This window comes from Pleionea litopenaei, assembly GCF_031198435.1.
In the GTDB taxonomy this organism is placed as follows: Bacteria; Pseudomonadota; Gammaproteobacteria; order Enterobacterales; family Kangiellaceae; genus Pleionea; species Pleionea litopenaei.
Genome location: NZ_CP133548.1, coordinates 2951429 through 2964352, shown reverse-complemented (window position 1 = coordinate 2964352; position 12924 = coordinate 2951429). Strand labels below are relative to the sequence as shown.

Genomic DNA, 12924 nt, shown 5'->3' with positions numbered 1-12924 from the left:
GAGCCCTTTTTTAATAAGTTAATTTCTTATTTTTGATTGCTCGAACCAATGAGCCGACACGAGCAAAGAAATACATAGCATTCAAATAATAATTCACAACCAGTGTAGAAAGTCCGCATCTCGCAAAACGCTTCAAGGTTATCGCTGCATTTAAACCAGCAACTAGCAAAAGTCCAGCAACACTTAACCAGAAATAAGATAGAGTGAGTGCAAAAAGCGATAACGTTATTATTACAAAGTAAAACACTGCAATTTGAGCAACAATTGAGTTTTTAAACTGCGAGAACGATCGAAAATCACCTTCCCCATGCCACAGTTCGCGCCGCATAAAATCTTTTAAACTGTGAGGAAATCCCAAGTGTATCGCGTTTAATTTTTCATTCACTTGATAATTCTTGTTTTCTTTAATTGCTCTTAAACAATAGTCGTAATCTTCACCGGTTTTTAATTTCTCATCAAACCCATTTAAGGCATTGAATGTGGTTCTGGTCGTTACAATGTTAGCGCCACCTAAGTATTGATCCTTTAAATTTTTAAACCAATGCTTTTCAATCCAAGTTCCGTTATCAGGTACAAGACATTGTTTGCCCGTAACTAAATCTGATTGCTTAGTCAGTTGATTCGATAGTCTTGCTAGCTCAATAAACCATGATTCGGTAAGTTCTACATCACCATCAACAAACGCAATTAAATCACCCGAGGCATGAGCAGCTCCGCGGTTTCTCGCCGACGAAACCGGTCCTCTTTCTAAGTCCAATACGTCACAACTAAATTGCTTGGCTATCGCCGAAGTGTTATCTGTAGAACCATTATTTGCGACGATAACTTCAATATCTGAGGGTATTAACTGACGAAACTTTTCAATTGAAGCGAGACAGGTTGCAATGTATTTTTCTTCATTGAATGCTGGAATAACGATACTAATCGATAAACTCATTAGAACCCTTCCATATAATTTTTGTACCACATTTGAAACATTAATATTGTCCATAATAAATTGCTGTTGTCACTGTGGCCTTTGATATGCTCTTTATAAACGCTATGAACTAACTGCGAATTAAAAATTCCTTGTTGATCTAAATAATCCTTATCTAATAATTCCGACGTCAATTCAACTAAATCAGATTTTAGCCATTGAGCAATGGGGATCGAAAAACCCATCTTTGGCCGCTCGATAAGTTCCTTCGGTACGTACTTATATAAAACTTGTCTCAGTAACCACTTACTCTGACCATCCTTTAGTTTCATATGATTAGGGACTGTCCAAGCAAACTCAATAAGTTTCTTGTCTAATAGAGGTAATCGCATTTCTAAACTGGTGAACATACTTGCTCGATCACTTTTAACAAGATTGTCTCCTGGTAAATAGTAGCGTTGGTCCCACTCCATCGCACCGTTTAAGAAATCAGAATTAAAGTTTTGGCTGATTAAAAAATCTGGCTCACTGCTAGGTTGTACTAATAATTCACTAGGGTTTTGTGCGTAACTCGACAAGTAACGGTATGCCTCAGATAAGTCTTTCGTCGACATTAAGCCAGAAAGCTTATGCAGTTTTAATCCCACATTAGCAGCCCCTTTGCGACCACTGAGTGATTTCAAACTTTGGTAGACTCTATCGTAAGTTGTTGGCGAAACAGAGTTAATAGCAGTCGATAACATAGACCGTGCAAATTTGGGTAAGCGACGTATCTTTGCATACATGCGCTCAGTCTGCGTATATCGGTTATAACCTGCGAACAGCTCATCACCGCCATCTCCTGACAAAGACACAGTGACATGTTGCTTTGCTAACTGGCTTACAATGATCATCGGAATTTGTGAAGAATCTGCGAAAGGCTCATCATATATACTTGCAATACTTGGCACTAAGTCTAATGTATTAGCGCCAGTGATATAGGTTTCATGATGATTTGAGCCAATGTGTTTTGCCACCGCTTTTGCATGCTCAGCTTCATTAAAGCTTTTATCATCAAAACCAATGGTAAAGGTATCGACGGGCTTATTACTATTTGCTTGAGCAATAGCGGCGACCGTCGAAGAATCAATTCCTCCAGACAAAAATGCCCCTAAAGGAACATCAGCAATAGATTGCTCCGTAATGATTTGATTAAGCAAGGTGTCTAGCTGTGCAATCGCTGTCGGCTCATCAGTCAGTAATTGCGAACGAGCGCTGTCAACGACACTGGCCAGACTCCAGTAAGGAACCTGTGGAAGTTGCTCAACATGACTAATGCTTTGATTCTTTCCAGCAGAGAGATCAATCGTCATCTTATGGCCGGGGTTAAGCTTTCGAATATTTTGGAAGATACTCAACGGGGCGTTGATATAGCCATATCTTAAATAGCTAGCCAAGGCATTATGGTCGATTGTAAATTGCTTTGGCGAATGCAAAGCAAAAATCGCTTTAAGCTCAGAAGCGAAGAACACTTGATTGTTATAACAGCCATAATATAAGGGCTTTTCACCAATACGGTCTCGTACCAGAGTAAATTGCTTCGTTTTTTTGTCGAAGAGTCCGAAAGCAAACATTCCGCAAAGCTTTTCTAGCGTAGCATCGAGACCCCAGTGCTCGATTCCTTCAAGTAGCACCTCGGTATCTGAATGCCCACGAAAGCCCAATCCTAGTGAATTGAGCTCTTTGCGCAACTCTAAGAAGTTATAAATCTCGCCGTTAAACGTAATAACAAATCGTTGAGACGCCGAGTGCATAGGTTGTGCACCCATGGGGCTAAGGTCTTGGATAGCTAATCGACAATGTGCCAATAATAGATTTTCTTCATTACTTAGCCATATATCATCAGCGTCTGGTCCGCGATGAGCAATCGCTTTTACCATTGCTTCAGCTTTACCAGTGAGCTCTTTTATCGGTTCTTGATAGCTTATAATACCTGCTATACCACACATAGATTAATTCCATTTAATTGTTCGACTGTGCAAGACGATTAATAAGGTTTTAGGGTATTATATCAGGATGCGTCTTCAGTACAATTTTTGCTAATAGGTTTTATCAAAAAGTGGTGTTCCGTTACCTGATCAGGAAGGAACCTTCGAATGTTAACTCAACCAAGCAGACATTTTTAGTAAACACTAAATTTAATGACTGAAATATTACCTTAGGGAACTCGATGAAAATCCTGCAGATAGCTTCAGGGGACTTATGGGCTGGAGCTGAAGTTCAACTATATCATCTCGCCAAACACTTGAACCGTCAGAATGATGTCGAAGTCGTTGTTGTTTTGTTAAACGAAGGACGACTCGCAGAGTTATTAAGAGCCGAAAAGATTGACGTTCATGTTTTCTCAGAAGCAGAATGTTCATTAACTACAATTATTAAGAAAGTAAATCAGTTGGTAAAGAAAATTACCCCCGATCTTATTCACTCTCACCGTCAAAAAGAAAATTTAATAGCTTCAATTGTAGGTTTAGCCCATCGCATAAAGTCGGTTAGAACGGTTCATGGAGCCGATGAACATTCAACGAACCTGAAAGAAAAAATAGTATCTTTTGTTGATAATTTTAATGCTAAATTTTTGCAACACAAACTGATTGCTGTATCAGAAGAACTTTATCAACGACTCAGTTTGCAATTTGGCACAGCTAAAGTGGTGCATATCGATAATAGTATCGATATCAATGAAGTTAAGCTTAAAGCGAACGAAAAAATTTCGTTGAACCTAGCGTCAGGAGTTCACCATTTAGGATTTGTTGGTCGGCTCAGCGATGTAAAACAGGTTAATAAGATTATTGATATTATTGGGCAAATTAAACAGCAAGTATCCGATAAGAGCTTTGATCTTCATATCATTGGAGACGGACCATTAGCTGACGATCTTAAAAATCAGACTGAACGATTAAATTTAGTCAATGACGTGACCTTTTACGGCTTTTTAAGCAATCCTCAGCCATACATTAAAGCTTTCGATGCGATACTATTCACCTCGAAACATGAGGGGCTGCCAATAACACTGCTTGAAGCATTGGTACTTGAAACCCCAGTGTTTTCCACGCCTCTTCCAACATTCGTTAGGCTACTTAACCAACAAGAAGACTATGCTGAGCTCGGCAATTTTATCGACACCGATTCAAAAAAAGCAGCGAGCCAAATTATCAACGCCTTTAGTCATCATGACGACTTAATCAAACGCGCAAATGATGCGTCAAAGTTAGTGAGGCAAAAATACGATATCGATAAAAACATCGTAGAGTACGTTTCACTCTATCAATCGATGCTTGATCAGTGACGTGAAATCTTTTCTTTCATGGCCTCGATGTAACTTAAATATTGAATAAAATCAAAGCGATTATCAGGAAATACAAATCGAGGCAAATTCTCATTTTTGGAAGCTAATTTTACATGTCCCGGAACGGTAGAAACCGCACACGTTAATTCTGACTGACTAATCGTTGACATTTCTCGCTCAGAATAGTCAGCTATACGACCCGTGGGATAAGCAAAAACAGGAGCTGCGCCTTTAAGCTTCTCCTTCAGCATATTCCATGAGCCTAATATTTCCTGCTCTGATTCAATATCACTTAATCGAGAAAGTATTCGATGCGTCTGTGTATGGGGCGCAATATCATTTCCACCATCAATTAATTTCTGAGCTTGTGACCAGGTCATAGGCCGATAATGTTCTGGGATCTCAGCGGGCTGCTCGACGTGAAGCTGCTGATAAAAGGTGCCTAGCCAAGCGTACATATGTGTTTGATCGAGCAATTTCAACTGGTGGTGAATTTTAGCAATGATAGCTTCGTCGGTATCAGATACTCTCGAAAAATTTAATCGACTCCCATCGGGGAGGTCAATCGATAATACGGACAGTTTGGAGTTTTCAATTCCATATCTTATTTGATCATCCCATGGCCATAATTTCTGCTCTAGGAACTCAGATATTACGAAACATGTGTAAGGCGTATCAAACTTTTTAAATAACGGTTCAGCTATTTCATACTGGTCGTAAAAGCCATCATCAAGCGTGAATACAACGGCCTTTTTGGGCAGAGTTCGTTGTTCAACTCTCGACAATACCAACTCTTTCAATGTGATGGGATGATAGTTATTTTTTCGAATATATTCTAAACACCATTCAAGATGCTGAACAATAGATCGATCAGTCACATCGTAGCCAGGATACATGCGATGGAGGAAAAAAATTGGAACCAATTGACCGCAAAAACTCTTGACCAAACGATCTGGCGTAAGATTAACTAATGCAGTAATGGGTTTGACAAGTTTATCCTTAAACAATCTTTTTTCCTTACTTACCGTTTAGAGGGCTTCCAATGCGTAACTCGTTTCCCTCCGAGATACTGCAATGTGGCATGGGCAATGGCAATGTTTACCTGAGTAAAGAAAAAAGGAATCTTTATCAGTGAATTAAGGCGCAGTTTTTGCGAGACCCAGCCAAGTGTAGCGACCGTATAAAAAGCCAACTGACCAATAAAGATCAATTGATAGATAAAGCCTTGTCCAAGTAGGATTAAGTTGGTGAGCATGAGCCCAGCTAAAAACCATGGCACCAACCAACGCATCACCTTATGACTGATTACTTGAACTGCGAAAAAACCAAATCGAAAAGGATTAGCGACCTCAATACGATTAAATAAAGCAGCGATTCCTCGTATAACAGTACGCAGCTTTCTTTGATACTCTTTTGATTCATCGGCAAGATTTGGATAAAAGCCTAATAAATTTGGCACCGTAACCGCCGCCTTATCATTCAATACGCAAGACAACGCCGTATTAAAATCGCTCGGCACCGTAATGTCCCAGTCAGCACAGATTTCTTTACGCGCAGCGAAAAAAGAGCCACTTAAACCGACAAGAGAACACACGGAACTTTCTAATTTACGAAGCCACATTTCATATTTAACGTAAGCACCTTCACCTGCAACTTCTCCATTGCTGGTAATGAATCTATCCTCGCTTGAAACAGCGCCGACTTCAGGGTCTAAGAAGGCATTTGCAATGATATGCAGTGACTGAGGCTCAATTCTGGTGCTAACGTCTGAGAATACGATGATATCGCCTTTCGCTTGGTCGATTGCAAAGCGCTGGGCATTTTCTTTGCCTTTTTGTTCATCAACCTTTGCTAGTCGAACCCCTTGAGCGGCGTACTCCAACACTATGTCATTGGTACTATCGGTGGATCCATCCGAGGCAACAATAATTTCTAGTAATTCGGGAGGATAATTAACCGTTAGCGTGTTTTCGATTTTTGCCCGAATGCCATTTTCTTCGTTGAAGGCAGTAATGACAAAACTGAGCTTTGGTGGAGAAATTGAAGGTGGCATTGTCTCGCTAATGGCCTCGACTCGTCGTCTCTTGGGCATTAGGATTAATAACAGGGGATATAAAAAATAACTGTAAACCGCCCCAAACAGGAATATCCAAAATAGCGATGTCGCTACGGTCATTTGTTTATCCTTAAACAATATCTCATTTGTTAATTTTAAGTGATGTCTATAAAAATGTATAGGGCGGATCTCTCAAACTCACCGGTAATCTGTCGAATTTGACAGCTAAGACCACTAATATTGCCAAACGCCCCTTCATCATACTAAGCTAGACCCATCGTCATTGCCACTAGAAACATAACTATGAAACCTATCTTTCTTATCGTATTCTCGCTAATGGCCTTAACAGCCTGTACAGAAAGCCAGCCAGAGGCATCTGATCAGTTTGCTGCTGCTGTCAAAAGTAAGCAGCGACCCGATAACGATGTAAATCAAGATAGGCATCGTAAGCCTGCTGAGTTACTAAGACTTTTGGAAATAAAGCCCGGAATGATCATCGCCGATATCAAGGCTGGTGAAGGATATTTCAGTGAGCTGTTTAATTACCTAGTGCAACCCGATGGCCAAGTCTACCTTCATAATTTACCCACCTTTATCGAGAAAAATAGCCTTGCTCTCGACCAGAGACTCAGTAACGATCGTTTGGCTAACGTAACTTTAGTACCAGGGAATATGAGTGATTTTAAATTACCTCAGCCGGCCGATGTGTTATTTCTATCTAATGTCGTTCACGACCTGTATAAGGACCTAGATTCACTCCAAGCAAGAACCGCTCAAAGTAACTTCTTCCACCAACTTAGAGTGAACCTTAAACCAAATGGTCAAGTCGTCGTAATCGACCATGCTGCGCCAGAAGGAAGCCAAAACTATTTAACGGAAAAGCTCCATCGTATTGACCCTAGCTATCTTGTTGAACAGTTCAAATCAGAGGGTTTCGAATTGATTAAAACCAGTAACTTACTTGAAAACCCTGACGACTCTCTCACCGAAGACATTTGGCAATCAGAGATACGTGGAAATACCTCCCGCTTTATCTTTATATTTCAATTATCAAAAGATAAAGAGCAACCAGCTAATTAAGACTGTAACACCTGCTGACCGCGAGCATTCCCTATCCTAAACATCATTGATTTTATAGCAGACCGACAAGGGTTCTCTATAATCAAGTAAGAAAGATACGCAACGACAACCGACCCCAAGACGAATAAAGCAAAAAATAGAAAAGTCGATTCAAACTGCATTCTTTCTAACTGCCAAAGGACAGGCATATGCAATAAATACAGAGAGTAAGATATCTTTCCTAAAAAATCGCCGACACGATTACTCAGTAAACTATTGTCATCGGGAATTAAGAAAGTAATTGCAAAGAAAGCAAGTGACATTATCAACCACACGCCCAAGTCTTGCCATAATCCATGTTCACTTCCAGTGACAGAACTAAATATTTTTGGATACATCAAAACAATCAGTAAAAATACCGCCATATACAATGCATGTTGATGAGATTTAAAGCGATCAATATGACGATAAAGCAATCCCATCAATGTACCTGAAAGGAAATAGGGTAACGACTGTAAAATTGAGACATCGACTTTTAATCCAAAAACTTCACCAATAGGTCGACTAAAACCCAAGAAAAAGAGTATTACAAATAAGCTAGCCACCGTTATTGCAAAGCGCATATAACTCGATTGAAATAATGCCCAAAGCCCAACAAAAATAACATAAAACTGTATTTCAGTTGGAATGGTCCATAGTACGGACTCACCCGACAACATGAGTATATGAGAAAGAAAACTTTCTATCGAGTCGACTTTATACAGAATGTTGCCCAGGTCTAACGAATATAAGACGTAAGACATTATTACCACTAATAGAAACAATGGCATGACTCTGGCAAAACGGGAGATGAAGTACTGATTCACGCTCTCGAAGCTGAACTTTCTATCAGCATACAAAAGCGCCATTAGAAATCCACTCAATATAAAAAAGAGCATCACTCCAAGCTGGCCTGCACCCTTTCCTAAAACACCATTAAAAATCATTGTTGAATTACTAAAGTGGCTAACAACAACAATTAATGCCGCCAATCCTCTGAGCATATTGAGCTTTCGAATTTCCATTTGCTTAATTTCCTTGTGAAATAGCTCTTTTCAAGTGAGTCAACCATACTCGATAGCCATCATTGCTTAAGTGCACTCCGTCACCAACATGAAATTTAGGTGCTAAATTTCCATCCTTGCCTTTCAACTCATTCCCTATATCGAAAAAGTTGACGTGCTTTTGATTCAATGATTTTTCCAATTCTTGATTGACTATGACAATTCGTTTGTTCCAACCATGCCACCCTTGGTTCTCGTCGACAGGCAAAAGCCCATAAACGATAATGAGTTTATTTTCGGGCAGCGCTTCAATTATTTTTTCAATATTCGAGACGAGATCGCGATTAGTTCGACCGCGCCAGAAGTCATTTATTCCAATCGCTACCACGATTCCTCTAGCCTTTTCTAGAGCGGTATATTCTTGAACACGCAACAAAAGCCCATAGGTTGTGTCTTGCTTAATTCCATAGTTAATTGCATTCTCGAACACGGACGAAACAGGCATACTTTCAGTTAAGCTGTCGCCTAAAAATACCATTGGCGCATCATTAATTGAGTTCTGTTTCGCTAAGTGCGTTTGAAATGTTTGATGATAGTAATCGGTCAACTCCTCTTTACTTCCAGAAACATCATTACAGGCCCCAATAAGTAAAGCAGCCAAGCAACAAATTAATCTAAAGGTCATTAGGATCTTCCTCTCAATATTTTTCTTCCTATTTGAATACCTGGCTTCTCAATAAATCGATAACTTAAGTAAGAAGAAATAACGGTTCCTATTAATGTAACTAAGGTGACCGTCATTAACTTGCTCCAGTAACTATAAAGCTCGAACTGTAAGACAGCCAGTACGCCGATTGCGATAAAAATACAGTGATATAAATAAACGCTATAGGATATTTCTCCAAGAAAGTTAAACAATCTTGATGCGCCAGAGTTTGCGAGAGAGTCGCAATTTGTGAAAATCATGATTAACACTACCGCCAAAGCTAATAAACCAAACATATTCATTTCTATACCAATGATAGGTAAATTCTGAATCCAAGCGGGCAAATCATCGTAAGCTTGATTAATTGTACTGGTAGCAACTAATAGGGCTAAAGTAATAACCAGCCCGGTTGTGGCAGATAGTGAAAACCGTTCATGCCATTTCTTGTAGAGATAGCCAATTAGAACGCCTCCACAAAAGGTATACGCCAACATAAGCGTCCAGGCGTTAGCGATGATGTCTCGAACGCCTGTATGTAATAAGCCGTACAAAATCGCACCTATTAATACCGGGCCAACATAGGGTAGCCACCTTAGTGACAACACCAATAAAGGGAATATCAGGTAATATTGAAATTCTATGGGCAAGGACCAATAAACAACGTTAAATTTTCCGTGCGGTCCAGTAATGTTAAACACCAAAGATAAGTAACGAAAAATATCACTAAAACTGTAGTTTTGGTCGGCATGAACTTCTATCCAATAGCCTTTAAGTTCAGGAATATACAAAGCACTAAATATAGGTATAAACGCTATAGAAATAATTAACGATACAAAAAATGCCGGCCAGATACGAAAAATTCGCTTGATAAAAAAGTTCGATAGCTCCCACTTTGGCTGGAAGCTTTGGTGATTTAAATACAGCGTGGTGCCACTGAGGACAAAAAACAGTAAAACTCCGAAGTCGCCCAAATCGATGGCACGGAAAAACCAGTTATCTACCATAGGATCATTGCCAGTGTAATTGACATTGATGCCTCTGCGAATGTGATAGAAAACCACCGCAAAAGCGGCAAAGCCCCTCAACCACGCGAGTTGTGGAAAATATTTTTTCATAGTCGTTTATAAAGCCTTTTCGGTTAACAATGCCAACACTTCCTCATCTAACTTTTTTCGAGCGGCAGCTCGAGAAAAAGTATGGTCAGCATTCGCAATGACGTTAATCGACAGTCGTTGACTCTTCATTGACGCCTTAACGGCTTTCTTCGCCTGCGACATCAAAATGTCTAAGCCTGGATCGTTATTAGAAAAGATAAAACGTAAAAACCTTTCTTTTTCAGCAATCTCGTTGATACTTTGCGCTACATTTTTACTGACGATAAAGCCTTCCTGTTGCTCCGATTCCGTTGACTGCGATTTTCTCGATGCGATCTCCGAAGCGATTCTTTCTTTGATGACATTAAAAACGGGCTTCAAAGCAACTTTGCCTGAAAGAAGCTTCTTCCATCGACGCCAATCCTTCATCGATTGCTTGTACCAATTCCATTTTCCGAAACTGATGCTTGGCGCATCATCAATAGACATGCCCTCTTCCCAATAGAAAGTTAAGGGGTTAATCAGTAGTCCACCTTGAATTGGCATGGTTTGAGATTCAGCGACCGCCTTAAATGAATGAAAGGCACCCGAGCATAACCCGATTAAAATAATCGGCTTATTGTCGTCAAAGGTCTCTTTATACCAAGTCTCTAAAAACTTAGTGGGCTCAGGCATATAAGAGTCGTTTTCTGTTTCATTAACAATGGCAGGCGTCTCACCTAAACCCGGCATATCGAGTCTAACGACTTCATACCCTTGAGCAGCAATTGATCTTGATAATGTCACATATAATCGATGCGGGCCTACCTGATGATTCGACCCAGAATTGAGAAAGATGACTCTTGGATGGCTAGAAGGTGCTTTCTCTTTGTTAGTTACAGTAACAAAGTAATTATTCTGGCTAAAGCTATGCGTTTCAAAGAGATTAAAATCGACTTTAAGTTCTGACTTTAACCCATCTATTGGTATTTGAAGGCCTGTGCTCTTTTCTTGAGGTAACGTGTCTTTTATCCAATGAAGAATGGCTGCATTGGTCTCTAAAGCAACTTTGGAAAAGTGTGCATCAACTAATAAATGTTCAGTTTCCTTTGAGGAGTAATAATCGAGAGTAATATCATCTTTCCATTGGTCCAATATCTTTACCAATCGTTTACTCGTACTGTCAATAATAGCGAGAACCCTAGTACTCTTGTGTAATTCATATTGGCTAAAATCAAGGAGACTGATCGCCTCTTCATCTTGTTCATTGAACGAAAGGCCTGAGTATTCCAGTAACCCTGATGGCTCGTGATTCGTTTCAGAACTACTTTCTAGCAGTTTAATTTCTCTTAATAAATTTTTGCCTTTGAGTACAGGGCTCCAAATCACAAGATTTCGAATACCCAATTTCTCTGCAACAATCGTAGCAAGAGTCGCCCCAAACTTAAAACCAACGAGAATGATATTCTCGATTGAATAATAGTTTTTTGCCCAGTTAACAACAGACTCTACCGAATGTTGCATGCAATTAATCTTATTGCTTTCATTAATACCGTCTGAAGAGTTACCGGTATTCAAGTAATCCATCGTCAAATTGGCGATACCTTGTTCGGCTAATAACCCTCTAAGTGCTCGAAAGCTTCGATAACTATTATTGTAATCGGTACCAATTGCTGGCACGAAGATTACAATACCGTTACTTGGCGTATTTGAGCTTGGTATTTTTAGCTGAGTAAAGATATCTCCATGCTCAGTCGAAATAATATTGGGGAGATTGCAATGGCTCGACATCATGACAATACTCGATTGGCTAAATAACGATTGAAATTAAAACGCTTTTCAAACCAGACCATGCCTTCATGGTGAGCAACGCCTATACGGTTTTTCTCAACGAGCGTTTCGCCCACCGAATAATTATGTTCAAGCGCTTCATAACCATCAATGGCCCAGTCAAAAGCAGGATCATAATGTTTACCAATCAAAGCTGATTGCCATTGGCTGTTGGCATGTAAAAGATGCCAAAATTGTTTTATGCTAAACCCATCTTCGAATATTCGCTTACGATATTCGTCGTCATCCATTCGTTTTGCATAAGGTGTAGGGCTGCTATCCGGCTGGTTCACAGTTGGCATTTCATCATGATAGGATTTAATCAATTCGATTAACGCAGGAACGGCTAAGTGTTTAACAATATCTCTTTCTAATTGATCGGCATCGGTACCATAATCAACAGAACAACTCCGCTGAACTAGAATTGAGCCTGTATCAATGTTTTGATCAATTTTATGTATCGTTATACCCGCAGTCATATCTTTAAAATAATACATCCAAAAAAACGGATTTGAGCCTCGATATTTTGGTAATAATGTTGGGTGTAAATTGATAGAGCCCATCTTTGGGGCTTCAAAAACCTCTGGTGGCAAAATGGGCGCTTGGTGAGACAACATTAAGTCAGCATTTAATTCTTTAATCCATTTAGAGACTTCATGAGGTGAATGATCTAAATAAGTTAGATAAGGTATATTTCGATTTTCGGAATATTCACGCAAGCTTTCTGCCTTATCGCGACCGGTAAAAAATCGATTGATATTCGTCAGCATCTTTTTTACTGGATTAGTAATAGTATGGCGATCTTTACTTTCAATAACACCGACAATGTTGATATTTGCCTCATATAGAGGCTTTACCACTTCTAATCCAGTATTCGCAAAAATCACTACATTATGTTTTTCTTGCATCTTTAATG

11 protein-coding genes are annotated in these 12924 nt (G+C 39.6%); 2 read left to right on the top strand and 9 right to left on the bottom strand.

Translation table 11 applies throughout. The features are described from left to right. Positions 1 to 10: 10 nt before the first annotated feature. Both Q9312_RS13290 and asnB read right to left on the bottom strand, forming a co-directional pair. Positions 11 to 937: a glycosyltransferase family 2 protein gene (locus Q9312_RS13290; protein WP_309201346.1), complete on the bottom strand. Its 927-nt coding sequence runs from the start codon at positions 935 to 937 to the stop codon at positions 11 to 13. After that, entirely contained in the window at positions 937 to 2904 is a 1968-nt protein-coding gene (gene asnB / locus Q9312_RS13285; protein WP_309201345.1) for an asparagine synthase (glutamine-hydrolyzing), read from the bottom strand. The genes Q9312_RS13290 and asnB overlap by 1 nt, the downstream gene beginning before the upstream one ends. A gap of 221 nt (positions 2905 to 3125) precedes the next feature. Here asnB and Q9312_RS13280 point away from each other — a divergent pair, with 221 nt between their 5' ends. Next, positions 3126 to 4241, top strand: coding sequence for a glycosyltransferase (locus Q9312_RS13280; protein ID WP_309201344.1), 1116 nt, complete (start codon positions 3126 to 3128; stop codon positions 4239 to 4241). Here Q9312_RS13280 and Q9312_RS13275 read toward each other — a convergent pair. Together Q9312_RS13275 and Q9312_RS13270 are read right to left on the bottom strand one after the other, a co-directional pair. Beyond that, positions 4235 to 5248, bottom strand: coding sequence for a polysaccharide deacetylase family protein (locus Q9312_RS13275; protein ID WP_309201343.1), 1014 nt, complete (start codon positions 5246 to 5248; stop codon positions 4235 to 4237). The genes Q9312_RS13280 and Q9312_RS13275 overlap by 7 nt on opposite strands. A gap of 14 nt (positions 5249 to 5262) precedes the next feature. Beyond that, complete coding sequence (locus tag Q9312_RS13270) at positions 5263 to 6417, bottom strand: glycosyltransferase (protein WP_309201342.1); 1155 nt, start codon at positions 6415 to 6417, stop codon at positions 5263 to 5265. 183 nt (positions 6418 to 6600) lie between these two features. On the opposite strand from Q9312_RS13270, the gene Q9312_RS13265 reads away from it, so the two are divergent. Beyond that, complete coding sequence (locus tag Q9312_RS13265; RefSeq protein WP_309201341.1) at positions 6601 to 7377, top strand: methyltransferase; 777 nt, start codon at positions 6601 to 6603, stop codon at positions 7375 to 7377. On the opposite strand, the gene Q9312_RS13260 is transcribed toward Q9312_RS13265, so the two are convergent. From Q9312_RS13260 to Q9312_RS13240, 5 genes are read right to left on the bottom strand one after another with little or no spacing between them, the layout of a single operon-like run. Further along, positions 7374 to 8420 (bottom strand): acyltransferase family protein, encoded by a 1047-nt coding sequence (locus tag Q9312_RS13260; RefSeq protein ID WP_309201340.1) that lies wholly within the window; start codon positions 8418 to 8420, stop codon positions 7374 to 7376. The two genes, Q9312_RS13265 and Q9312_RS13260, sit on opposite strands and share 4 nt — an antisense overlap. A 4-nt stretch (positions 8421 to 8424) precedes the next feature. Beyond that, on the bottom strand, positions 8425 to 9084 hold the full coding sequence (locus tag Q9312_RS13255) for a GDSL-type esterase/lipase family protein (protein WP_309201339.1): 660 nt from the start codon (positions 9082 to 9084) through the stop codon (positions 8425 to 8427). Continuing rightward, on the bottom strand, positions 9084 to 10220 hold the full coding sequence (locus Q9312_RS13250) for an acyltransferase family protein (RefSeq protein WP_309201338.1): 1137 nt from the start codon (positions 10218 to 10220) through the stop codon (positions 9084 to 9086). Before Q9312_RS13250 ends, Q9312_RS13255 begins: the two co-directional genes overlap by 1 nt. 6 nt (positions 10221 to 10226) lie before the next feature. Then, the gene (locus tag Q9312_RS13245; protein WP_309201337.1) at positions 10227 to 11972 is read right to left on the bottom strand and encodes an alpha/beta hydrolase family protein; all 1746 of its coding nucleotides are present in this window, start codon (positions 11970 to 11972) and stop codon (positions 10227 to 10229) included. Then, positions 11969 to 12916, bottom strand: a complete 948-nt coding sequence (locus Q9312_RS13240; protein WP_309201336.1) for a formyltransferase family protein — start codon at positions 12914 to 12916, stop codon at positions 11969 to 11971. The genes Q9312_RS13245 and Q9312_RS13240 overlap by 4 nt, the downstream gene beginning before the upstream one ends. Positions 12917 to 12924: the final 8 nt, after the last annotated feature.

Coding starts and splice junctions, on each gene's coding strand:
- Q9312_RS13290 (WP_309201346.1), bottom strand. CDS start 937: ATGAGTTTATCGATTAGTATCGTTATTCCAGCATTCAATGAAGAAAAA.
- asnB (WP_309201345.1), bottom strand. CDS start 2,904: ATGTGTGGTATAGCAGGTATTATAAGCTATCAAGAACCGATAAAAGAG.
- Q9312_RS13280 (WP_309201344.1), top strand. CDS start 3,126: ATGAAAATCCTGCAGATAGCTTCAGGGGACTTATGGGCTGGAGCTGAA.
- Q9312_RS13270 (WP_309201342.1), bottom strand. CDS start 6,417: ATGACCGTAGCGACATCGCTATTTTGGATATTCCTGTTTGGGGCGGTT.
- Q9312_RS13265 (WP_309201341.1), top strand. CDS start 6,601: ATGAAACCTATCTTTCTTATCGTATTCTCGCTAATGGCCTTAACAGCC.
- Q9312_RS13260 (WP_309201340.1), bottom strand. CDS start 8,420: ATGGAAATTCGAAAGCTCAATATGCTCAGAGGATTGGCGGCATTAATT.
- Q9312_RS13255 (WP_309201339.1), bottom strand. CDS start 9,084: ATGACCTTTAGATTAATTTGTTGCTTGGCTGCTTTACTTATTGGGGCC.
- Q9312_RS13250 (WP_309201338.1), bottom strand. CDS start 10,220: ATGAAAAAATATTTTCCACAACTCGCGTGGTTGAGGGGCTTTGCCGCT.
- Q9312_RS13245 (WP_309201337.1), bottom strand. CDS start 11,972: ATGATGTCGAGCCATTGCAATCTCCCCAATATTATTTCGACTGAGCAT.
- Q9312_RS13240 (WP_309201336.1), bottom strand. CDS start 12,916: ATGCAAGAAAAACATAATGTAGTGATTTTTGCGAATACTGGATTAGAA.